We start from the raw sequence: 23,454 nt of genomic DNA, 5'->3' as shown, positions 1-23,454 counted from the left end.
ACAAATGGGCCTCTTCAACCGAGAAACAGAACGGCGAGGTGACTCAACTGGTGCCACGCGCAGACATCTCGTCCGCAGACGAGAACACACCCTGAGATCTTGTCCAGTCGACCTTGGCAGCTTCACTTGGGGGCCGTACGCAGTCTCATAACTCAAGGTTGCCAATTCGTTATCAGAGAGTATAGTTCCTTATGCGAAGGAGGAACGACGCATGCCCTCAACGTCCGACCTGGTTTCTGAAGATGCCGCCACCGACCAACCCTGGCTGGGAACAACAGTCCCAAGCTTGCTGCCGGCAGCATGGGACGAGATTGAACGCCATAAGTGGATTGAAAGCGAGAAAGCTCGACGCGATGTCGGGCAGGCTGCTGTAGCTGACTGGTTGAAACGCTTCTGGTGGAGATTTTGCCGCTGGCGACGAATCGAACACGTAGAAGGTGTCTGTCGCTGGTACGAATTTTCGCATCAGGATTTTGCAAAACTGATGCGGCCCATCTTCGAAAATGACCGGCTTATGCTGGTCATTCTAGAACTGATGAAAACCGATCGTCGCCGCGTGATGAACGATCTTGAAGTCATCGAATGGGCACGTGATGCGGGTGTTCCGATGGAACGCGTGATCGAGATTCTGACAGAGATTCACATCAATGTCGCTCGTCTCGATCCCCCCGTCGAATGGGTCCGCCGAACTCATGCGTCTCTTTCCAACTTGACCCTCGACTCTTAAGTGGACTCAATGGGCTGGTATCAAACGCAGTTAAAGTTGCCCCCGTTCCCGCGCGGTTTTCATCTGATTACCGACCACGTCTACAGGGCGATTCCGAACATCCACTCCGTCAAAATCGGCCTGTTGCACGTCTTCATCCAGCACACGTCAGCCTCATTGTCGATCAACGAAAACGCGGATCCCGATGTCCCGCGCGACCTCGAGTCCTCGTTCAACGCGATCGCCCCTGAGAGCTTTCCCTATGTGCATACGTGTGAGGGGCCGGATGACATGCCAGCTCACGTGAAAGCGTCGCTCCTGGGCAACTCACTGCTAATCCCCGTCACCGACGGCCGATTGAATCTTGGCACCTGGCAGGGAATCTATCTTTGCGAGCACCGTAATCATGGTGGATCGCGATCATTAATCCTCACTCTTCAGACCTGACCGACCACGGCGGTATGACAGACAGAGCCGCTTTTCCGTCCTTCACGGTGGAATCGCCCCGGCAGACACGACCGGCGCAAATCATTCAGCTTGCTCGCACACGCTGCAGCGGGTGATACGCTTTATTCACCGTTTCGAATAGAGTGTCACAAACCGCCCGTAAGTTGGCCGGATCCCCCTACGAACGGGTCCCTCGGGACCGCTTTACCCAGATAGAGAATTTGCCGCGATTGCAGATCGGAGTCAGCTTTGGACATTGATACGGTCCTTCCCTCGAAAGCGCTGACAGTCAGCCAGTTGACTTCCCGCCTCAAAGGAGTGATGGAAAGTACGTTCCCGCTGGTCTGGGTCAGCGGAGAAATTTCGAACTGCAAACAAGCGAGTTCCGGACATGTTTACTTCACACTGAAGGATGAGGGGGCACAGCTATCGGCGATCATGTGGCGCGGAGCCGCTTCCCGATTGCGATTTCAGCTTCGGGACGGTCTGAAGGTTCTCGCGGCAGGCCCCATTCAGTTATACGAGACACGAGGCCAGTACCAGTTGATTGCAGAGCAACTGGAACCCCAGGGAGTTGGGGCGCTGGAACTTGCTTTTCGGCAGCTCCAGCGGAAACTCGATGTAGAGGGCCTGTTTGATCCAGAACGCAAACGGCAGTGGCCGCTGATCCCGCGACGAATTGCCTTAATCACCAGTCCCACCGGTGCTGCGGTCAAGGATATGCTCCAGGTGATTACGCGTCGCTGGCCACGAGCGAACGTCGTGATTGTCCCGGTTCCCGTGCAGGGTGCAGACGCGGCACCTCAAATTGCAGAGGCCCTGAGGCGCGTGCATCTCATTCCCGATGTGGAGGTTGTCATCTGCGGACGGGGGGGAGGAAGTCTCGAAGACCTTTGGGCGTTTAACGAAGAAGTCGTGGCACGCGCCATCTACGACTGTCAAATCCCCGTCATCAGTGCCGTAGGTCACGAAATTGACGTGACGATTGCAGATCTGGTTGCCGATAAGCGCGCGCTGACGCCGAGCGAAGCAGCTGAACTGGTCGTGCCACTGGAGTCCGACGTCAAAGAGCTGCTTGAGCGAGTTCGACATCGACTGACAACAGCGCTTCAGTATCAGGCTCAGCGAGCCCGGTTTCAGGTTGAAAAACTACAGGACCATCGCAGTCTCTCCCGGCCCTACGATCGAATCCGTGAGCTGCAATCGGAAGTTGACGATCTGGACGAACGTCTCCGACGATCCATGCGCGGGCGTATCGACGTGGCACGTCAGGAATTGAGCAAGATCGCCGCTTCGTTGACGGCACTCAGTCCGCTGGCCGTCCTGGAACGCGGATACTCCCTGACCAAGCGACTCGCGGACGGAAACCTGATCCGGGATCTGAGTACTCTCTCTCCAGGCGATCGCATCTCGACACTGTTCTCAGGGGGAAGTGTGGTGAGCGAAGTGATTCAGGTCGAATGCGACGAGGATTAATCACGTCAGGCATCCGTCTATACCGACTCCGGCAGCCGTCTCTGCAGGCTTTTCCGCCTGAGATCGTGTTCGCCCTGCAAGGGTCCCGGTCGTCTCGCCAGGAAGCTCATTCAGGTCTGCTTCAGTAACGTTGGAGTCGACTTGATGCCACGGAATCGATTCGTCGGCAAATTCGATAGCTTCGTTTTGCTGCTGCAGAAATTGCCGAAGAACACAGAAATCGCAGCAGGCATCTCTCTTCGCCTCGGCCGATACCCACAAGGGGCATTCGCTTCGGAAGTATCAGGCAGAACAGGGATCGAGTCATGTCTCAAGCGACCATTGGCCAGTTATCCGGCCATCACAACTCATTTCGCCGCACGGCGACTTGGGCAGCAATCCTGCTCGTAACGATTCTGACGAATGTTCCTCAGGCTGACTGTGCCGAACTTGATTCTGTATTCCGATCGGATTTCAAAGCCGCCCTCGCAGAAGCCGAAGAGAAGAAGCTTCCTCTGCTGATCCATTTCTATGCAGACTGGTGCATGCCCTGTAAGCGAATGGACCGGGAAGTCTTTAGTGCGACAGACGTAAAAGATTTGCTGCAGACACGGTTCATCGCGACAAAAGTCAATTCCGATCAGCGACAAGACCTCGTCCGACGGTACGGCGTGGAAACCCTGCCCAGCGATGTCATCGTCGATTCCCAGTCGGGCCGCGTTCTGGCACTTCACGCAGGGTTTCAGGATCGTAACGGTTATGTGGCCAATATTTCCAAAGCAGAAGCCAAGTTCACCCGAGCACACGCTGGTGAAACTCTGGTCCTGAAATCCACTCCTGCCGCCGTTGAAACAAAGGGAGCGAGTAGCACATCGTCTGGCGGGATCGAACTGGGTGAACCTAAGCCGATTATTGGGCTCGCCGGTTTCAGTCCGGTGGCGATTGCCAAGAACCGCCAATGGAACCGCGGATCTCCCAAATTCGCCTGGGACTACAAAGAGGTGACGTACTATCTCTGCTCGCGGGAAGAACTCGTGGAATTCCGCAACGATCCAGAGGCCTTCGCACCAAAACTGTTGGGATGCGATCCTGTGATCCTGTGGGAATCAGATAAGGCTGTTTCCGGGGACATTAAGTACGCTGCCTTTTTTGATGATGAACTGTTTCTCTTCAAATCCGAAGAGCGACGACGCCAATTCAAGGCCAACCCGGAAAAGTACATCCGACTCCAGCACGCTTTGAAAGTCGACCAGATCGAACAAACGGTCGTCCGCTAAGCCTCTTGAATGGGCCGACACAACCGTCGGCCCATTCGTTTTTTCTCGCGAGCGACGAAGCTCCCAAGCGTTAGTTCGGTCAGTGTCATCTTACATCTGTGGGTATCCAGGCCACCTAAAGCCACCCGGTCTGATGCACGACGATTTTCTCAACGTTTCCAGATCAATGAGCAGTAACCATCGGCTACCGAACGGTTTCTTGCCATCGCGCTTTCACCCCGCGTTCCCCTCGACGTCTCAAGGCCCTGATTGAGATCGTAAAACCACGAGGCTGATTGCACGCCACGGTCCATCGACACTAGAATTCGACCCGCGTATCCGCTTAACAGAGAGCGTTGACAGGGGTTCGGCTCATCAATTGACCGCGACATGAAATGAGGCGATTCCCGCGCTGGGCTGTTCGCACACGAAGCGTCAGTTTCCGGGAATTCCCTCTGGTGTTTCTCCCTTGTGCGGTCAGTGAGCACCAATGAAAAGATCTCGAGTTTCTATGGCTCGATGTCCGCTCGCAGGAACTTGTTGCCTTATTCATTAGACAGAAATGAATTGCCAATGCTCAGTGCGTTGATGTCCGATCCCACCGAAAACGCCAGCCGCCTGGTTGCTGTTCCCTCTGTCAGTTCTCAATCGAATCTGCCCGTGAGCGACGTCGTGGAGTCGATGCTCAGTGAACTGGGCTTCACGGTTGAGCGGCAAGAATTCCTCGATCCGCATGGAGTCCGCAAGGCCAACGTGATTGGCAAGATCGGCCCCGGAACAGGGGGCGTTGCCTACTTTTCTCACACGGATGTCGTCCCGGTCGATTCATGGTCAGTGGCCCAGCATGGTCCTTTCGAACCCCGCGTGCGAGATGGCCGGCTGTATGGACGCGGAAGCTGCGATATGAAAGGTTCCATCGCCACCGCGATGGCCGCCGTGAGTCGCCTCGATCCGGATCAACTCGTCCAGCCCATCTACATCGTCTGCACCGCCGACGAAGAGGTGGGTTTTCACGGTGCCCGTCATATGGTGGAGAATTCCACCTTCTACCGGGAAATGGTTGCGAGCCAAAGCCGCGCCATCATCGGCGAGCCAACGGAACTCAATGTCGTTCACGCTCACAAGGGAATCTACGGGATTCGGGTCACCTCACATGGCAAGGCGGCCCATTCCAGTACACGGGACGGCGTCAATGCTAACCTCGCCATGATTCCTTTCCTGGCTGAGATGAAAGCAATTCACGACGAAACGCGAAACGAACCACGGTGGCAGAACGACCAGTTTGATCCCCCCTGGATTAATTGGAATATCGGTATTAACGACCTCAACTGTGCGGTTAACATCACCCCCCCGATCAGCATCTGCACCGTCTACTTCCGACCCATGCCGGGGCAGAACACGGAAGAACTCATTTCCCGCTGTCGCGCCGCGGCCGACAAACAGGGACTCGAATTCAAGCTGGAATGCGCGGGGGCTCCTCTCTCAGGCGATGCAAACTCCGAATTCGTCCGGGAAACTCTGAAGTTGTCCGGTGCGACTCGCTCGAAGACTGTCTGCTACGGTACGGATGGGGTGATGTTCGGTGAATTGAAACAGATCCTGGTCCTGGGTCCCGGCAGTATTGAGCAAGCTCACAGGGACGATGAATGGATTTCACTGGAGCAACTCAAAAAAGGAGCGAACATGTACGAACAGTTGTTCCGGCACTGGTGTGTCCAATGAGTGGTTTTCCTGCACCGAGCGAGAATATTTCGGACCAGCCGCAGACCCCCGGGGATGTTTCCCGCATCGCCCAGGTTCTGATCATCCTGCTGGCCGCAGTCCTGCACTACGTCGCGCTGGGAAATGCCAAGCCGCTGCAGAGCGCTAACGACCGTTCACGCTGGAGCACCGTATGGTCGCTGGTGGAACGGGGGACATTCCAGATCGATGAAATTCGGCAGCGTCCCGGTTGGGACACGATCGACCTGGTTCGGGTCGATGGGCATTACTACTCCACCAAGCCGCCACTTCTTACGTCAATCGTGGCAGGAATCACCTGGTGCGTACAGCGCATCACAGGCTGGAACTTGATTGATCATTTGCAGTCCCTCACCTTTGCGGTGCTGCTGATCGTCAACGTGATTCCATTCATCGTCTCCCTGCTTGTCTGGGTCGCGATTCTGAATCGAGTCTCTGACCAGAGTTGGACGCGGTTGATCGGCTTGACGATGGCTTCATTTGGTACGTTGCAATCACCATTCCTGATGACGTTGAACAACCACACCGTTGCCGCAACCTCACTGACATTTGCTCTCTATGCCCTGCTGAGAATCCTGGATGAGCAGGAGAATTGCCCCCGCTGGGTCTACGGCTTATGTGGGATCGCGTCTGCATGGGGGGTGGTCAACGAACTTCCTGCTGCTCTTTTCTTTGTGTTCGCACTGTTCCTGAGCTTTCGAAAATCGGCGCGGTTGACGCTCATTTACTTCGTTCCGGCCGCCGCCATACCGCTCGTCGGACTCCTCATCACCAATGTCATCGCCACGGGGAGCTGGAAACCGACATATGCAGATTACGGAACTGAAAAGTATCGATTCGTGGTCGACGGCATTCCCAGCTATTGGATGAACCCTCAGGGAATTGATCGCAACCTGGACTCGCCGTGGGCCTATTTCTGGCATTGCATCATCGGCCATCACGGAATTTTTTCGCTGTCTCCGATTGCATTGCTCGCTCTTGCCGGGTGGTGCCGGTTCGGGGCATCGAGCGTCGCTTCAAGTTCCCAGCCATCACAAGAGGCATCGAGCGATTCTCACAACGGGCCTCGCCGTGACCTCACGGCTCTTCGGACCCTCCTCTCGGTCGGGCTCTTGACGACCGTCGTCGTGATCGCCTTCTACATGACGCGGACTCAAAACTACAATTACGGCGGCGTCAGTTGCGGACTCCGCTGGGCGATCTGGCTGATTCCGCTCTGGATACTCGCCACGTCCCCGGTCCTTGATCTCTGGGGTCGAATTCGACCTCTTCGGTTCGTCACCCTCCTGTTGCTTTCAGTATCGATCTATTCCGCCTGGGAACCGATCGACAATCCCTGGCGACATCCCTGGCTGTTTCAGTGGATGGAAGCGCGCGGCTGGATCAACTACTCCGAACCTCGTGTGAAGCTGGAACGCCCCCTGTGGACCTGGTTTGAATCGATTCCCCAACTTGAGGCCGACGAGTCAGGATGGATCGAATTCACGTCCCTGCAACCCGGCTTACCCGCAAAGCGAATCCGGCTGACAAGCCGACTGGCATCCACATCCACCCCGAGTGGCATGAGGACTCTCGAGATTCGGGAATCGGGTGGAGTTCTCGGTTCAACCGAACGCGTCAGAAACCTGCTGATCAATCCAGAAAAGTTTCACCGTGGAGATTCCCCCGCGGAATTTCTTATGTGGACTGACCGAAAGGTCACCGCAGTAGAACAGCAGGAAGATCTCGCCTTCGTGCGAGGATTGCCACGGAAGGTGGGGTATGACGCTCGAGTTGTCCGGTACCTGAAAACACCACTTCGGCCAGAAGCACTCCGGTGCGTTCAGGCGGCGGCCCATGTTTCGTACTCTGAAACAGACCAGTCAGAACCGCTGATTTACCGCTGTGATACCTGGCTTAGTCGGGAGGTTCCGTTCGGTGTCGCACAAGTGGAGTTCCGCATCAGCGATACCCGAGGGGTGATCCTCTTTCAGGAACGGTGGACGGTCAGCAACTGCTACCCGAAAGTCCCACCATTTGATCCCGCGACCGTCATACAGCCAGAGATGACACGTTAATCGTTGGTGCAGTCGGATTCCGGGTGCGAGTGAGTTCACCGAGGATCTTGAGGGGACGCCGACTGCTCAGGCGACTCTCACCGCAGTAACCTCTGTCTGCTGCAGACCTGCTGCTATCAGGGCAACTTGCCTGCGCGGGAATGACCTGCCATCAGAGAATCCAGCCCCGGGAGGCAACGCCCCTTGATCAACTCGCGATTTCCCGGAGCGTCTGCAGAGCTTGTGTGACGTGTTCGGTTCCTGACAGTTGTGAGTTGAATTTGGAACGGACGATCCCGTCTCGATCGATCAGGTAAGTGATTCGTCGCGGAAACAGAAACATGACATTTGAGACACCGAACAACTTCCGTAAGGCGTTATCCTGATCGGCAATCATGAGAAATGGCAATTTCTTCTCGGCGGCGAACTTCTGATGCGTTTCGTTCGAATCCGCACTGACGGCGATGACGACCGCTCCCAGCTTCAAAAAATCTTCGTAGGCGTCCCGGAAGGAGCAAGCTTCCTTGGTGCAGATCGGTGTGTTGTCACCCGGATAGAAAAACAGGACGACGGACTGCTTTCCGCGAAACTCTGACAACCTGACCGTCTGACCGTTGGAGGCCACCACGGTGAAATCAGGAGCCACATCGCCGACATTGATTGGTTTCATGTCTGTCTCCGGCTGATAACGGTCAAATACCCATGTTTGCCAAGACGTCTAGAAATCGATTTACGACTCCGGTCGCGACTGGCGCATCGACTTCAGCACGCGCAGCGGCTTCTTTCAGTCGATCTCTTGCCGTTTCCATCAGTCCGGGAGGTTCCTGCCCATGCAGAGAACGAGCCACCTCGCTCACTGCACTCGCCAGATGTGACGCTTTTTCCGAGAGACTTCCGCCGGCGTTCAGTTCTTTGCCCAGTTCCTCCAGTAAGCTGGCGAGCGAGCTTTGCGTCTGTGGTTCCAGATGACCCGCATCGCGAATTTCCTGGGCCAATTGCTGGAGATCGGCTTGAATCCGCGCCGATGTCGGCTGTTCAGGAGTGATATCATCACGCGTCAATGACTCAGACATGATTGCAGTCTCTCTGAAGTGTCATGCGGTAGTCGTAGGGAGCGACGCCTGCCGCTTCCCAGTGTCAGCCAATCTTAGCAAGCCGGCGCCTCGGTCAATACGTCAGACACAGTTTTCACAGCACCTGACATCCGGATGCGGTCCCTTGTAGTGGGGTTCAATTGGATGAATGTTGACGAAAACACCTCAGCCCGAAAATCGAGCTGAGGTGGCGATGAAGACTTCACACAGGCCTGCCGATGCGAGCCGGTTTTACGACAAGAGCAAGCGAAGGTCGTCTGTGGTCAGAGACTGCATAATCGAGTTATTCTGTTCCAGAATTGCGTCGGCGAGTTCGCGTTTTGCTTTTTGCAGTTCCGCGATTTTTTCTTCGACGGTGTTCTTACAGATCAATCGATAAGCAAATACCTGGCGAGTTTGTCCCACGCGGTGGGCACGGTCGATTGCCTGAGTTTCGACGGCGGGATTCCACCATGGATCGAGAATGAAAACGTAGTCGGCCGAAGTCAGGTTCAGACCCAGCCCCCCCGCCTTCAAGCTGATCAGGAACACGCCGCAATTTTCGTCCGATTGGAATCGCTCGACGCGCTCTTTGCGGTCTCGCGTCTGGCCATCCAGGTACTCGTAGACAATTCCCTTCTTGTCCAGCGCCTGCCGAACAATCGACAACATGCTGGTGAACTGAGAGAAGACCAGCGTCTTGTGCTTTTCTTCCAGCAGTTCTTCCAGGTGAGGGATCAGCACGTCCAGCTTGGCACTCGAATCGTCCGGGGTTGAACGATTGAGCAAAGCGGGATGGCATGCTGCCTGCCGCAATCGCAACAGGGCTTCGAGCACGTGCATTCTCGTCTTGGCCATTCCCTGTTCGGCAACCAGGCCCAGCAACGAATCGCGATAGTGGTCTCGCAGCTCGTTGTACAGCCGCTGCTGGTCGTCTCCCATCTCGCAGAAAATAGTCTGTTCGAGTTTTTCGGGAAGCTCGCTCGCCACGCTCATCTTGGTACGACGCAGGATGAGGGGCCGAAGTCCGTCGGACAAGACTCGCCGCGTCTCCTGGTTGCTCGGATCTGCTGCATGCTGCTTGAAGGCAGAGCTTCGACCCAGCATACCTGGGTTCAGGAACTCAAAGATCGAACAGAGATCGCCAAGATGGTTCTCGATGGGCGTACCGCTGAGGCCGACGCGGTGCCGGGACTGCAGCAGCCGAACGGCCTTGGCAACTTGAGATGTCGAGTTCTTGATCGCCTGAGCTTCGTCGAGAATGATGTAATCGAACGACAGTTCCTTCAGAATCAGAATATCGCGACGCAACGTTCCATAAGTCGTGAGAATCAGGTCGTGCTTCGTGAAGTCGTCCCTCATCTTCGCTCGATCCAGACCCGCGTATTCCATGACACGCATGGCGGGAGTAAACCGTTCACACTCATGTTTCCAGTTGAACATCAGTGATTTGGGTACAACGATCAGAGTCGGATTACGTTTCTTGACTCTCAGGCGTCGATCCTCCAGGAAGGCCAGCATCTGGATCGTCTTACCGAGACCCATGTCGTCTGCGAGACATCCGCCGAAGTTGAATTCCTCGAGGAATTTCAACCAGCCAATCCCTTCTCGCTGATAAGGACGCAGTTCACCCTGGAACGTCGCAGGTTCCCGTTCAGTCTTGATCCCATCGAATGCGGCAAGACGCTCACGAGTTTCCAGAAACTTCGCGTCGAAATCAACGTTCTCCTTCGACGCCAGCAATGCATCGACGATGCTGACCTGAACAGCACTGAACCGCAGATGCTCGCCGTCCGCGACGCCCAGACCTGCCAGCAAGCCGTACTTGACGAGCCATTCTTCGGGAAGGATCCCCAGCGAACCGTCGTCCAGAACGATCGTTCCATCGCCACGTGCCAATGCGGCAAGCAGTTCCGGGAAGGTGACACGAGCACCGTCGAAATTGACGTCGCCGTGCAGTTCGAACCAGTCCACCCCTGACTTGACCTGGAACTTGAGGTCAACTGCCTGGCGAACTTGCTTCCCGTCGGCGCGGACTTGCCATCCTTCGGCCATCAGCTTGCGAACGGCGGGGGCCAGATCACGTGCGGCGATTTCCGCATCGTGCGCCCCTCGTTTCTGATCCAGCAATCGGCGGAATCCATAGTCCACGAGTTGAGACCAGGCGAACGCTTCCTTCGGTTTGTCTCGGACCAGGCAGCGGCTGGCTTCGCGCTGCACGATCGCCCATTGGCTGCTGGAAGCACGGATGGACAGACCGTCGTAGTCAAACAGCACTTCGGCCTTAAGGCGATCATTCTGCCAGCGGGATTTACCCGGTGCGTGCACGATGAGAATCGGCTTGGGTTCCAGCACGACTTCCATCAGCTTCAGCTCTTCTGGCAGTTCCAGACGGGGCAGGGCGGGCATGTCGAGCAGCCGGTCGACCAGCTCATGCTCTTCCCCGATCGGAACTTTCAGGTCGTCTGAACGGCGCAACAGGGTCACCCAGGGAAATGCGTCGAAATCCTGAAATGGACGAACCTGGGTATTGGTAATGGCCAAGCCACCGGGAACGACCAGAACCGGATCCTTCAGCGACATGTGCTCATCACCGCGACGGAGCGAGCCGCGCAGCTTCCAGGCCTGTTCAGCTTCTTCAAACTCAACCTTCAGGCAGAGTTCCCAGTTGCCGTCTTCGTCCCAGGCGAGAGTCTCGGTGACGCGTTCCTCGTCGCCCAGAATTCGGATGCGGCCCGTTGCGCAGATGGCAGGGAGCAGCAACTGACACAGATCGTGCGGCAGACGATAACGATGTGCGGCAAGACTGTCGGTCACCGGTCCCGTCATCGAACTTCGATCGGGCGTTCCCCCGACGAGGTGGGCCAGGATCCGTCGATCTTCGTCGTCGTCAATGTCTTCAAACTTGCCTGGCTTCAACTTGAGGGGTTTGAGCTTGCCCCACTCGCCGTTAGACCGGCGCTGCCGATGCGAAGTCTGGATGACGATCAATCCGGCTTCTTCGCTGGCGACGGCATCAATTTCATAAAAAATCTGACGTTCGCGACCAGCCGAAGCAGATCCCGAAGTGGCGTCTTCTCCCTGCATCGCTTTACGAAGTTCGCTCAGCTTGGATTCCCATTCGCGCAACCGCGGGGCTGCTGCCGCATCGAGTTCGGCGCGAATGGACTCCCGCTCGGCCCGTTTCTGGGACCGCGAGCTGCCCATCGGCATGTAAGCCGCCTCGTCGTCTTCGTCCCAGTCGTCGCCGCCGAAATCAAGCGGTTCTTCTTCCACGGCGAAGGGGGGAATATGCCCTTGTTTCGCACCATCACCAACATATTTGCCGGCATCCGCAGCCAGAATGGTAGCCCACAAGTGCTTGCAATGGGGGTTGCCACTCTTGTTGGCATCGGTGCCGATGCAATTGCATGACAACTTCAAAATACCGTTGTCACGGCTGAGTTGAGTCTGGTATTCGACGCCATCACGGACGATAGCAAACAGATGGTCTGGCGTGACGCGAATCACCGCAACACGCTCCGCCTGAATGTAGGCAGCCCCTCGGAAACGAATATCTCCGCGAAACTTGCTTTCCAGCAGTTCCGACAACGTCATGAACGTGTCCCTGTTCCGGTCTAAACAACGAGTCTTCGAAATGCGCGCGGCAACAGGCCGCATCAAATTGCGCGAGCCAAGTAAATTAACCGATCCGAACAATAGTGGGTAGTCTGGACGGCTCGGACTCAGAATCCGCACTTGACCCGCTTGAAATGAGGTGAAAAGCGGCGGTGATGCGGACTCGATTTGCGACTGATTCCGGGGATGGCGAGTATTTTTCAGCGACCTCCCGCCACCTCAGGTACCCGCAGCTCGTTGAGGGTTGGCAGATCGCGGGTGAATCCAGCGTCGTCAAACACCGGCAGGCGAGCAGAGTTGGCTCGCCTGTCAGGAGATTCAGGAAACCGCTCGACCGCTCGACAGATTACTCGTTACTCAGCTGCGATGTGAGCCCCTTTCTCAGCCACCGCTCGTTTCATCAGTGGGATCACCAGCAGCAGCGACAAAGCCAGGATGGCAAACAGCCAGAAATCGTCGAAGTACGCCAGTGACGCGGATTGCTGGTGACGAAGCTCTGAGAGAGCCTGCAGGGTCATCTGTTGGGCTCCGGCAGCGTCCCCGGTCTGCTGGACGAACAGTGAGTTGGTCTGATGAAGAAACTCATTGAAACTCGGGTTGAGCGGGTCGAGGAATTCCCCCGTACGTGCCGTGTGGAACTGGTCCCGTCGAATCTGGATTGTCTGTGCCAGCGAAGTCCCAACGCTGCCTCCTTCGTTCCGGAGCAGTGCAAACAAGCCGACCGCGGCTCCGCGAAGATGTCGCGGTACATACATGTAGGCCGCCACATTGATCGGAGCGAAAATCATCGACAAACCCGTGATTGTCCAGATGCGGGGCCAGATCAACCGCCAGGGACTTGCGTCCAGATTCATCATGGCCATCTGATAGCAGCCAATCGACATCACGACCAATCCCCCTGCAATCAGCCAGCGGGCATCCACGCCACGTCCCAGCATCATTCCGACGATCATCATCATCATGATCGAAGCGACACCCGAAGGTGACATGATGAGACCCGAGACGAACGCGTCATAACCGAACAGAGACTGAAGCAACCCAGGCAGAGAAGTGCTCGCTCCGTAGAGCACGGCGTAAGCACAAAAGATGATCAGACAACAAGCCGCAAAGTTCCGTTCCGCGAGCGGGCGAAAGTTGATCACCGGCTGTTCAATTCTCATTTCATGATAAATCAGGTAAGCCAGCGAGAAAAAGAACAGCACAACCAGTGTCTGAACGCGTCCGAACGGGTCGCCCAGCCAGTCCCATTCCTGACCTTTGCTGAGCAGAATTTCCCAGCACGACATCAGAATCGTCAGCAGCCCCAGTCCCATGTAGTCGAACGAAAATGGCTTGCTTCTGAGCGATGCCCTTTCCTGCTTGATGTATTCAGGATCGTCCACCAGAAAGTAGCACATCACGAAAGCCAGTGCTCCGACGGGCAGGTTGATGTAGAAAATCCAGCGCCAGTCGTAATTGACCGTCAGATAGCCCCCCAGAGTCGGACCGATTACTGGAGCGAGCAAAGCAGCCACACCAAACATCGTCATCGCCGCCCCCTGTTTCTCTCGGGGGAATGCGTCGAGCAGGACCCCCTGACTGGAGGGCTGAAGGCCTCCTCCCGCAAGACCTTGAAGAATGCGAAAACAGATGAGCTGTTCCAGGTTCGTCGCGATTCCACAGAGTCCGGATGCAATCGTGAAGACAGCAATCGACATCAGAAAGTAGTTGCGTCGGCCAAGGTGTTGCGACAACCATCCGGAGATCGGAAGCACAATCGCGTTGGCGGCAAGGTAACTGGTGATGACCCATTCGCTATCTGTCACTGCGGCCGATAGCCCTCCTGCGATGTAGCGTAAGGCCACGTTCGCAATCGTCGTATCAAGTACCTCCATGAAAGTGGGAATGACCACAGCAACAGCAACGACCCAGGGATTGATGGCCGGACGGCTGACAGCAGGCGAGGAGAGTGCGACCGTACTCACGATAAGACTCCTTATGATTTCTAATGCCGAGGTGAGGAAGTTATTTGGCAACCGAGAACGTCTGAGGCTCAGCAGATGCCATGGATTCTGCTGGCGGCAGTTCTGTTCGAGGTTGCAAGAACTTCCCGGCATTGGGTCCTGTCGCAGGTTCCTTGAAATAGACGTAAGGGACGACGGACAACCCGGTGAACAGCGGCAGCTTTTCGGGGTTGTAATCCGTCAATTCGATGCGAACCGGTAATCGTTGGACGATCTTCACGAAGTTGCCCGTGGCATTTTGTGGAGGCAGCAGTGCCAGTGTCTGCCCGGTCCCCATCGTGAAGCCCGTGATCCGTCCTGTGAATTCATTCCGTTTGCCATACATGTCGACTTCACATTTGACCCGTTGACCGATTCGCAGATCAGCCAGTTGCGTTTCCTTGAAATTGGCGTCAATCCAGATCTCATCAAGAGAACGAACCGTCAGCAGACTCTGGCCAGCCTGAACGTTGTTTCCGGGATTCACATTTCGACGAGCGACCACGCCATCGATCTCACTGACCACGTTGCAGTAACGCAGGTCCAGTTCCGCCTTATCCAGATCGCGGCGAGCCTGTTCCAGTTTTGCTTCCGCCTGTTTTATCGCAGGTGCTTCAGTAATCAGCTTGCTGAAGATGTGGTCGAGATTCCCCTCCGGATCTTGTCTCAGGAATTCATCGATCATTTGTTTGGGCGAAAGTGTCCACGATGAAGGGGTATAACCAAACTGAGCGGCCTCCTGCACCAGGGAACCGAGGGCCTGGCGTACCAGCGAGAAGTTCTGATCGAGTCCTCCGGGCACGTCGAGTGGGTTTTCATGATTGATCGGAAGCCCCAAGCCGACACGAGTCTGCTGGACAAGGTCTCGTGCGTTCGCAACCCGGTTCCGGGCGATGTCGACATGGGCCTTGTATGTGTCGAGATTCTGGGCTGCGATCGTCCCTTTCTCAGCCAGAGGTTTGTTCCGAGCGTAGTCCTTTTCCGCCAGCTCGAGATCGGCCTGCTCTGCCTTCAACTGGTCTACGTTTGCTCGAAGCTGTGCGATCTGGTTCTGAACATTCTCCATCGTGTGATCGAGGCTGAAGCGGTAAGAGCGGATCTGTCCGACTCGCCCTTTCACTTGTGCCATCGCGACCGCCAGGTCGGATTCCGCGACCTCAACGGCCGCTTTCCGGATGTTGACCTGAATCTGGTAGGGTTCGGGATCAAGCTGAACCAGCAGGTCACCTTTCTTGACACGGTAGTTGTCATCGACCAGAACGCGATTGACCTGCCCGGCAACCCGCGGCGTCACGAAAGTGACATGCCCGTTTACGTAAGCGTCGTCCGTCGAAACGGTATTCAGCGCGAGCTCAATGCGAGGCTTTGCCAGGTAACCGAGAACAGCAATTCCCATCAGGATCGCAAGGCGCGAGAACCAGGTCCGCAAACGACTGCTCTTTTTCGTTACTGTCGTCACCGGCGCTGTCGCATTACCAACACTCTGCTCTGATGTGACAGGCTGCTCAGTCTGCGAAACCGGCTGCGGAGGAGGATTGACCATTGCCGCAGGTGATTCAGGTGGTGTGGGGACAGTGGGAACAGGCGTAGATGTAGACATGACTTACTTCACCTCCGAGTCAGCAGGAAAGGGGACGATTGCGACCGCTGAAGGGGGGCAACGCAAGGCCGATGCCAAGCGCAACAATTACTGATATCACGCTATTGTCCGCGATAAATGACGAGAACGATCACGATATTGCAATCTTCTGATCTGGTTCGGGTCAGCCATTTGCCCGACGGACTAAAAACTGGCATATAGCGCTTTATGACTTGGCGATCAGCGTGAGGGACATGGTTAATTCAAGAACATGAGAACCAGGGATTTCTAAAAGGACAGGATTAATCCCCGGCCCGAGTCTGCCTTATTTGATGAGAGCGGGGGGGAATGCTGCGAACCCGCATAATTATGGACGGGTTGTTATGGATCAGACTTCAGTAAAGGACAGGGAATGCAGCCACGCTCACGTCCTACAGCGGAACGGAAGACGGTCGATATCCGCCACGCGGTCCATCAACGAAAAAAGGCTCCGTCAGTACAGATCTGATTAATCAGACCTGCGTTACGACGGAGCCAATTCGATTCAAACATATCGGGCAGGCCACAGACTGAGCGCTGTGACAGGACGTCACCATTTTATCTGGTGATAAAGACGTCACTGCGAGGAAACCGGTCGAAGAGAGAAGCGGGCTGGCTGAAATTCGTTGACAGTACGTCAACCGAGTTCGCACCGAACCAGCTCGTCAGGTCGATATCTTCGTAGATTCCGGAATTGAATCCGATCAGAACTCGACATGGCTTATTGCCCAAATTCTCGATCGAGTGGCCATATCCCTGGGGAATGTAGCCCACGTCACCTTTTTCCAGCTCTTCGGTCCGGAACCGGCCGTGCGACCCGAACATCGTGATGCTGACGTTTCCTTCCAGAACGTACTGCCATTCATCGGCAGTCGGATGCCAGTGCAGTTCCCTCAAGCCCCCGGGTTCCAGTTCCAGCACCGCCCCAGTCATCGTCGTTGAGATGGGGAACTTGGTCGAGTCGACTAACCACAGTCTACCGCCATTATTATCGATCTTGGGATCGTTCTTCAGGAGTTGCCATTTGTGCGTCAGAGGAGCAGGATTCTTCCCTCCGAGTGGCGTCTGAGCATGCGCGGGCGGAACGGCCCCTCTGGCGAAGTAGACCTCATCCTTAGGGAAGTTCGCGAACGTCGAGGCAGGGACCCCAAAATTCTTCCCCAGCAGTCGCGGGGGCGTGTGAGCTATCCAGTCCGAGATGCTGAATGTTCCAAACTCGGAAAAATAGCCGTTGTCAAAAATCAAGATGAAGTGGCAAGGTTCGTTTCCAAGACACTCGAGGACGTGGCCATGACCCCGAGGAAAGAACCAGACATCACCTTCCTCGAAGTCATTCGTCTCAGAGGCCCCGCCCGGAGTCACCACGGTTGTTCTAACGCGTCCCTTATTCACATAGGCCCATTCGGCTGCAGTTGCATGCCAGTGCAACTCGCGCATTGCACCCGGTTCCAGTGTCATTGAGACACCCGCAATTCCCTTGGAAATGGGGAATTCTTCGACAGTTGCCTCTTTGCCACTGCTCTTTCCGATCACCTTGCCTTTTGTTTTTTCCAATGCGAACTTGAATGAGGGGAGTTCTTTTCCGGACACGGCGGGATCAGGAACGTTATTCATGAAGCTGGTATCCCCTGCCGCAGCCTCTTTGCGACCCATCAATGCACCGGTTGCTGCAGCCGCAAATAAGGCGGCACCACTCATGAACTCACGGCGATCGAATCCAGACATCATAAACTCCTTCACAGCGTCAGACAGAAAACTGGAGCGGGGCCACCGAAGACAACGCGACTGGCGTTCCGACAAGCACTCCCGATCAGCCTGATCGACGGAGGGATCAGTTGCTGCGTCCCTTGAGAGGGGGGTGGCTTGCGTGGCCGATGGTGTCTAAAGCAAGGACCGCGCCAAATCGGTCAGCGACACGCTCTTTTTTGTTTTCCCCCTGATTTACTGAGGTATCCCAGGGAAGCCTCAGACGATGACTAAGTTGGACCGTCGCTGTCCGGCGGTAGCGGACCAGCTTTTGGTCGACCGGCCAAAACTTCATCCACATACGGGATGCGGTAAACCGAAGAAGCGGATCAATTGTCACCTACGGTCGACTGACCTGATGCTGCCTGATCGATCTCGACGGTGGAATTCACCTGAATCCCGAGCTCGCGAAGTCGCATGCGCAGTGTCTGTCGTGAGATCCCCAAAACTCTCGCTGCCGAATGCTGATTCCCCCCCGTGAACTCCAGAGTTCTCGTGAGAAGCAACAGATCGAGCTGCCGGTGGGTCTCGGCATAGAGATCGGTCGCGTCGGGTGTCAGTCTCTCGCGGATGAAGCCGTCAAAATCCGGACCCGCATTGAGTGATACGGTGCTCGGAGCGGGGAGATCCGTTTTGACTTCGCTCAGCCCCGGAAGAAACGAGGGCATCAGCACATGCCCCACAGAGTTAAGAAGCGCCTGCTTTAAGACGCTCTGAAACTCACGGATGTTACCTGGCCACGGATAAGTCTTCAGGATTTCCATCGCTTCCGGCGAGATGGCCGTCACCTCTCGTCCCAGTTCGCGGTTCATCCTCCGCAAGAAAAATTTGACGAGCAGCTCAATATCGTCAGCTCTCTCTCGCAATGGAGGAAGATGAATCGTGAACACGCTCAATCGGTAGTACAGGTCGGATCGATACCGACCGTCACCCGACCAGTTTTTCAAATCTCGGTGCGTCGCGGCAATGATGCGAACGTTTGTCTGGATCGTCTCGTTCCCACCGACACGCTCAAACTGCTGCTCTTGCAGCACCCGCAACAGCTTGGCCTGCAATGGCAGGGGCATATCCCCGATTTCGTCGAGGAAAAGCGTTCCGCCGTTCACCTGTTCGAACTTGCCAATGCGTCGGCGATCGGCACCTGTGAAGGCCCCTTTTTCGTGCCCGAACAGCTCGCTCTCGAGCAGTTGCTCGGGAATTGCGGCGCAGTTCAGAACTAGAAACGGAGCGTCCGCGCGCAATCCATGCTGATAGATGGCCCGCGCCACTAATTCTTTGCCGGTGCCGCTCTCACCCGTGATCAGGACGGGAACGTCCTGGGCGGTCACCCGGCCGATGGCTTTGTAGACATTTCGCATCTCGGGGCAGTTCCCGACAATCGATCCTTCAATGTCGGAGTCAGCAGCGACATCGGCGGCGACAACGGCTGGCTCGCGCATGCGGCGCGAAACTTCCATGGCTTCACCGACAATGTCTTTGAGTTGCACGACATCGAGTGGCTTGAAGAGATAGTCGTACGCGCCAAGTTTCATCGCTTCGATTGCGTCATCTGCCCCTTTAGTCATTGTGGCGAAAATCACCGGAATCCGCCGATCGATTTCGCGAATTTGGAGGTAGACCTCCAGCCCCGACTGATCGGGCAGCCGCAGATCGAGCAGGACCACATCAGGATTCACCCTCTTGAGAAGGTCGAGCCCTTCCGCCCCGGTGTGCGCAATATGCAGATCAAATTTTTCGGGAGGGAACGCGTGCCGGACCTGCATCGGTATCAGGGTCGTATCATCGTCGATTAATAATAATCGGGCCATGTTTCCAATCTATCGCTCGAGAATTTCCGCGCTCCCGGATTATCAACTCGGTCGAGACAACTTTCCAGTTGGAACGAACGTGGCGTGTTCCGCTGATTTGCGTAATATGACATCCCTTCGCCGAATCGCGAACCTCTACAGGATCATGAACTGAATGGGCAGCCAATTTCTTCGCGGGGCTAAGGGTCATTCTGATTCGTCGGGCGGAAGCGAACTCGACCAAGAGACCGAGCAGCTTCGCAGGCGCAAACTTTGGGCTTACGTCATCGCGCTGCCCGGAATTTTTCTTGCAGTGCTGATTCGCTGGCAGTGGATTTCGGTACTTGGTGAGCGGGGACTGTACAGCACTCTGTTTCCCGCCTTGATGATCGCGGCCTACCTGGGGGGATTCTGGCCAGGGATCGTCGCCACGATCGTCGGAGCGATAGCGACGAATTATTTTATCGTCAATCAGCTTGCGGAGGTCGAACTGAAATCGGTCGGTGACTCCGTCGCGATGCTGCTATTCCTGACCACAGGACTCGTTATCAGTCTGCTGAGCGAATCTTTACACCGGGCAAGACGGAGAATCATCCAGGATGAGCGTCGTCGTGCTGCGGTATCGCTTGAGCAGACTCACAAGCGATTCTCGCACCTGCTCGAAAACTCATCCGATATTATGACCCTGTTCTCGACTGACGGTACCATCCTTTATCAGACACCCTCAGTGACTCGGGTTCTCGGTCACCTGCCCGATGACCGAATCGGAAAAAACGTATTCCGCGATCCCATCGTTCATCCCGAGGATCTCGAGGCCAAGCGAGCCTTCTTTCAACAGATGATCGAGCGTCCCAGAACTCCCGTCATTGCCGAATTCCGGTTGCGTCATCGCGAGGGACAGTGGAGAAACATCGAAGCCATCGGCCAGAACCTCTCGGATGAACCGGGGATCGAAGGCCTGATCGTGAACTATCGCGATGTCACGGAACGGAAAATTGCCGATCAGGCGATCCGGGATCGCGAAGAGCGATGGCGCAGTCTCGTTCAACTTTTGCCGCAACTGATCTGGACCACAGACGGCTGCGGACAGAGCGAATACTTCAGTCCTCAGGTCGGAAGGTACACAGGGCTCTCTGACGAAAAATTGCTGGAAGGCGAATGGCTGAAGACAGTTCACCCCGACGATCTTCCCACTGTCGTCGATCGCTGGAACTCCGCAATTGGGAATCTGTCCCCATACGACCTTGAGCATCGCATTCGTAGAAGGGATGGGGGCTATGGCTGGTTTAAAGTGCGAGCAGTACCCGTCCGAAATAATGCGGGAGTGGTCGATCAGTGGATCGCGTCCTGCACCGACATCACGGAATTCAAGGAGCTTGAATCCGAACTGCGCCGGCTGAATCAGAGACTGGAATTGGCCGTTCGTGGCTCGAACACGGCAATCTGGGAAGTGGACGTCAGGAATGATCGACTCGACTTCGAGAACGGCAGTTACATTAACGTCTGGGAACAGTTGGGCTTCCATTCATCCGAGTCACGGGAAGGTCGGTCATCCCCGATGGACCTCGTCCACTCCGATGACAGGGCACGAGTGGAACAGGCTTTGCAATCGTTCGTCTGCAGGGACCATGAAGAATTTGAGTCTGAACATCGGTCCCGGCATCGAAGCGGAACCTACCGCTGGATGCTGATCCGCGGCATTATGATTCGAGATGAGGTCCGGCACGTGAAGCGTTTCACTGGCACGAGTATTGACGTCTCGAACCTGAAGGAAACAGAACAGGCGCTGCGCGAAGCGAAGGATGCCGCCGAATCAGCAAATCGTTCCAAAGACGAATTTCTGGCAAATGTCAGTCATGAGATTCGTACCCCTATGAATGCCATTCTGGGAATGACGGAACTCGTCCTGGAATCCTCCCTGACCGAGTCACAGCGCCGCCTTTTACAGACGGTCAAATCCGCCGGCGATAATCTGCTCGGTATCCTCAATGACCTGCTTGACTTTTCCAAGATCGAAGCTGGCAAGCTGCATCTCGACGCGACCTCATTCTCGTTACGGCAATCAATTGGCGATGTCGTCCGCTTGCTGGCGACGCGGGCACATTCTCAGGGGCTTGAATTCGTTTGTGATGTCGATGACGGAGTTCCGGACCACATCGTTGGTGACGCAGGGCGGCTTCGTCAGGTCCTGCTGAATTTGATCGGGAATGCGATCAAGTTCACTCCCGCTGGTGAAGTCGTGGTGAATATTACCAGTAATGAGGCTCCCCCCGCGCAGGGGAAGGTCCGAATCGAATTCTTCATCCGAGATACCGGCATTGGAATCTCGGCGTCAAAGCTCGAGGCCATCTTCCGCCCTTTCGAACAGGAAGACACTTCCACCACCCGCAAGTATGGCGGAACAGGTCTGGGACTCGCGATCACCACTTTTCTCGTGCACGAAATGGGAGGATCGGTCTCAGTCGACTCCGAACCGAGCCGAGGAAGTACTTTCCGCTTTGATGCTTGTTTCGATCTGTCAGACGAAGTGGCAACTGCGGACGACGTCTCGCCCGCAGAGATCGAAGGCCGACGAGTCCTTGTCGTCGACGATAACGAAACAAACCGAATTATTCTGGAAAATTGGCTGAAACGCTGGCGGCTCGATCCCTGTTGTGTGGCTGACGGAACATCGGCTCTTCAAAACCTGACCAGTGCCGCTGAATCGGAACGGCCATTCGAACTCGTGGTGCTCGATCGTCGCATGCCAGTCGTAGACGGTGTCGAAGTCGTTCGCCAGATTCGGAACACTGCCGCGATCGCACATCTTCCCGTCATCCTGCTGACCTCAGGAGACCCCGAAGAAAGTGAGCATGAGTCGAACCCCGTCCATGTCCAGGCACGACTCACAAAACCCTGCCAGCAGCCTGACCTGCTTCATGCGATCCAAGGGGCGTTTTGTCAGAGCACTCCACCCCCATCGGAACCACCCGCACCGAATGCACCTACCTTGGAACCGGTAACGGCATTGAACATCCTCGTCGCCGAGGACAATCAATTCAACGCGATGCTGCTCCAACAACTCCTCCTGCGGAATGGACACGCGGTGACGATCGTCCCCGACGGACGACAGGCACTGGACACCGCGCTAAGAGAGAATTTCTCGATACTACTGCTGGACATTCATATGCCGGAGCTCGATGGCTTCCAGGTCGCCCGGGCCATTCGGGAACACGAGCAGCTGTCCCGAGACCACCTGCCTATCCTCGCACTCACCGCCCGCTCGACACCACAAATCCAGGACCAGTGCCTGGCCGCTGGGATGGAAGGCATGATTTCGAAACCCATGAAGGCCGACGATCTCTGGGCAGCCCTCAAAGCCCACGCGCGAATACCAGCAAATGCTTCGGCGTCAGAGGCCAACGAGGTGCTTCCGGCGGAAACGCCAGTCTGTTTTGATGACCAACCGCCGTCGAGTCACATCCCTCACAGACCAGGCACATTCGACGTGTCAACTCAGCCCCACGGTCGCCCGTTCAACGTAAATCTGATTGACTCGGCCATGATTCTGTCAGTCTGTGGTGGAAGCCAGGAGATGCTCTCGGCACTGGTGCAGTCATTCCTGGAGAACTGCCCGCAACAGATGGAGCAGATCAAACGAGAAATGGCGGCGGGAAACTTGCTCGCTGTGCGAGAGGCCGCGCACCGACTCGCTGGCACGCTTCGTGCCTTCTCGCGTATCGCTGGCGACGAAGCAATTTCCCTTGAAGAAGCTGCGGAAGGGGGGGATCAGAAGGCTTCGCAAGTTCGGGTCCACACTCTCGCGGAACTCTTGGAACAGCTTAAAGTCCAGGTGACCACTCTGACAGTAGAGGCGTTAAACGCGGGAAGTTGATTTACATCGTCGCCTGTCGCATTTCAGGCTACCATAAAAAGAGGTTAATTCGATGCCCCTGCAAGTCTATGCCCCTTATCGACCGCGAGGAGCGCTAATCACTTCACGAGGCATCG

At 55.8% G+C, this 23,454-nt stretch carries 14 protein-coding genes; 7 read left to right on the top strand and 7 right to left on the bottom strand.

The window, feature by feature from the left end; genetic code table 11:
• Positions 1 to 211 precede the first annotated feature (211 nt).
• From ACGY09_RS25250 to ACGY09_RS25225, 6 genes are all read left to right on the top strand, one after another.
• Entirely contained in the window at positions 212 to 727 is a 516-nt protein-coding gene (locus ACGY09_RS25250) for a hypothetical protein (RefSeq protein WP_373652200.1), read from the top strand.
• A 9-nt stretch (positions 728 to 736) separates the two neighbouring features.
• Positions 737 to 1,153: a secondary thiamine-phosphate synthase enzyme YjbQ gene (locus ACGY09_RS25245; protein ID WP_397569934.1), complete on the top strand. Its 417-nt coding sequence runs from the start codon at positions 737 to 739 to the stop codon at positions 1,151 to 1,153.
• A 249-nt stretch (positions 1,154 to 1,402) separates the two neighbouring features.
• Entirely contained in the window at positions 1,403 to 2,629 is a 1,227-nt protein-coding gene (gene xseA, locus ACGY09_RS25240) for an exodeoxyribonuclease VII large subunit (RefSeq protein ID WP_373652202.1), read from the top strand.
• A gap of 305 nt (positions 2,630 to 2,934) precedes the next feature.
• The gene (locus ACGY09_RS25235; protein ID WP_397569933.1) at positions 2,935 to 3,885 is read left to right on the top strand and encodes a thioredoxin family protein; all 951 of its coding nucleotides are present in this window, start codon (positions 2,935 to 2,937) and stop codon (positions 3,883 to 3,885) included.
• Positions 3,886 to 4,437: 552 nt separating this feature from the next.
• On the top strand, positions 4,438 to 5,586 hold the full coding sequence (locus tag ACGY09_RS25230; protein WP_397569932.1) for a M20 family metallopeptidase: 1,149 nt from the start codon (positions 4,438 to 4,440) through the stop codon (positions 5,584 to 5,586).
• On the top strand, positions 5,583 to 7,661 hold the full coding sequence (locus ACGY09_RS25225) for a hypothetical protein (RefSeq protein ID WP_397569931.1): 2,079 nt from the start codon (positions 5,583 to 5,585) through the stop codon (positions 7,659 to 7,661). The genes ACGY09_RS25230 and ACGY09_RS25225 overlap by 4 nt, the downstream gene beginning before the upstream one ends.
• A gap of 187 nt (positions 7,662 to 7,848) precedes the next feature.
• Here the strand turns inward: ACGY09_RS25225 and ACGY09_RS25220 are convergent, their stop codons facing one another.
• The 7 genes from ACGY09_RS25220 to ACGY09_RS25190 form a co-directional block, all read right to left on the bottom strand.
• Positions 7,849 to 8,310, bottom strand: coding sequence for a peroxiredoxin (locus tag ACGY09_RS25220; protein WP_397569930.1), 462 nt, complete (start codon positions 8,308 to 8,310; stop codon positions 7,849 to 7,851).
• A 22-nt stretch (positions 8,311 to 8,332) separates the two neighbouring features.
• Positions 8,333 to 8,713, bottom strand: coding sequence for a DUF4404 family protein (locus tag ACGY09_RS25215; protein ID WP_373652207.1), 381 nt, complete (start codon positions 8,711 to 8,713; stop codon positions 8,333 to 8,335).
• 252 nt (positions 8,714 to 8,965) lie between these two features.
• A complete protein-coding gene (locus ACGY09_RS25210) occupies positions 8,966 to 12,310 on the bottom strand; it encodes an SNF2-related protein (RefSeq protein WP_397569929.1) in 3,345 nt (1,114 codons plus the stop codon).
• Positions 12,311 to 12,684: 374 nt separating this feature from the next.
• Positions 12,685 to 14,295, bottom strand: a complete 1,611-nt coding sequence (locus ACGY09_RS25205) for a DHA2 family efflux MFS transporter permease subunit (RefSeq protein WP_397569928.1) — start codon at positions 14,293 to 14,295, stop codon at positions 12,685 to 12,687.
• Positions 14,296 to 14,335: 40 nt separating this feature from the next.
• Entirely contained in the window at positions 14,336 to 15,913 is a 1,578-nt protein-coding gene (locus tag ACGY09_RS25200; protein WP_397569927.1) for an efflux RND transporter periplasmic adaptor subunit, read from the bottom strand.
• Positions 15,914 to 16,489: 576 nt separating this feature from the next.
• Positions 16,490 to 17,656, bottom strand: coding sequence for a cupin domain-containing protein (locus ACGY09_RS25195; protein ID WP_373652211.1), 1,167 nt, complete (start codon positions 17,654 to 17,656; stop codon positions 16,490 to 16,492).
• A 350-nt stretch (positions 17,657 to 18,006) separates the two neighbouring features.
• On the bottom strand, positions 18,007 to 19,485 hold the full coding sequence (locus ACGY09_RS25190) for a sigma-54-dependent transcriptional regulator (protein WP_397569926.1): 1,479 nt from the start codon (positions 19,483 to 19,485) through the stop codon (positions 18,007 to 18,009).
• A 154-nt stretch (positions 19,486 to 19,639) separates the two neighbouring features.
• On the opposite strand from ACGY09_RS25190, the gene ACGY09_RS25185 reads away from it, so the two are divergent.
• The gene (locus tag ACGY09_RS25185; protein WP_397569925.1) at positions 19,640 to 23,338 is read left to right on the top strand and encodes a PAS domain S-box protein; all 3,699 of its coding nucleotides are present in this window, start codon (positions 19,640 to 19,642) and stop codon (positions 23,336 to 23,338) included.
• Positions 23,339 to 23,454 lie beyond the last annotated feature (116 nt).

The sequence above is a fragment of the Schlesneria sphaerica genome, from assembly GCF_044336245.1.
GTDB lineage: Bacteria > Planctomycetota > Planctomycetia > Planctomycetales > Planctomycetaceae > Schlesneria > Schlesneria sphaerica.
The sequence above is the reverse complement of the archived record's forward strand: the minus strand, read 5'-3'. Positions and strand labels throughout refer to the sequence as shown.

Coding starts and splice junctions, on each gene's coding strand:
- ACGY09_RS25250 (WP_373652200.1), top strand. CDS start 212: ATGCCCTCAACGTCCGACCTGGTTTCTGAAGATGCCGCCACCGACCAA.
- ACGY09_RS25245 (WP_397569934.1), top strand. CDS start 737: ATGGGCTGGTATCAAACGCAGTTAAAGTTGCCCCCGTTCCCGCGCGGT.
- ACGY09_RS25235 (WP_397569933.1), top strand. CDS start 2,935: ATGTCTCAAGCGACCATTGGCCAGTTATCCGGCCATCACAACTCATTT.
- ACGY09_RS25230 (WP_397569932.1), top strand. CDS start 4,438: ATGCTCAGTGCGTTGATGTCCGATCCCACCGAAAACGCCAGCCGCCTG.
- ACGY09_RS25225 (WP_397569931.1), top strand. CDS start 5,583: ATGAGTGGTTTTCCTGCACCGAGCGAGAATATTTCGGACCAGCCGCAG.
- ACGY09_RS25220 (WP_397569930.1), bottom strand. CDS start 8,310: ATGAAACCAATCAATGTCGGCGATGTGGCTCCTGATTTCACCGTGGTG.
- ACGY09_RS25215 (WP_373652207.1), bottom strand. CDS start 8,713: ATGTCTGAGTCATTGACGCGTGATGATATCACTCCTGAACAGCCGACA.
- ACGY09_RS25210 (WP_397569929.1), bottom strand. CDS start 12,310: ATGACGTTGTCGGAACTGCTGGAAAGCAAGTTTCGCGGAGATATTCGT.
- ACGY09_RS25200 (WP_397569927.1), bottom strand. CDS start 15,913: ATGTCTACATCTACGCCTGTTCCCACTGTCCCCACACCACCTGAATCA.
- ACGY09_RS25195 (WP_373652211.1), bottom strand. CDS start 17,656: ATGTCTGGATTCGATCGCCGTGAGTTCATGAGTGGTGCCGCCTTATTT.
- ACGY09_RS25190 (WP_397569926.1), bottom strand. CDS start 19,485: ATGGCCCGATTATTATTAATCGACGATGATACGACCCTGATACCGATG.
- ACGY09_RS25185 (WP_397569925.1), top strand. CDS start 19,640: ATGGGCAGCCAATTTCTTCGCGGGGCTAAGGGTCATTCTGATTCGTCG.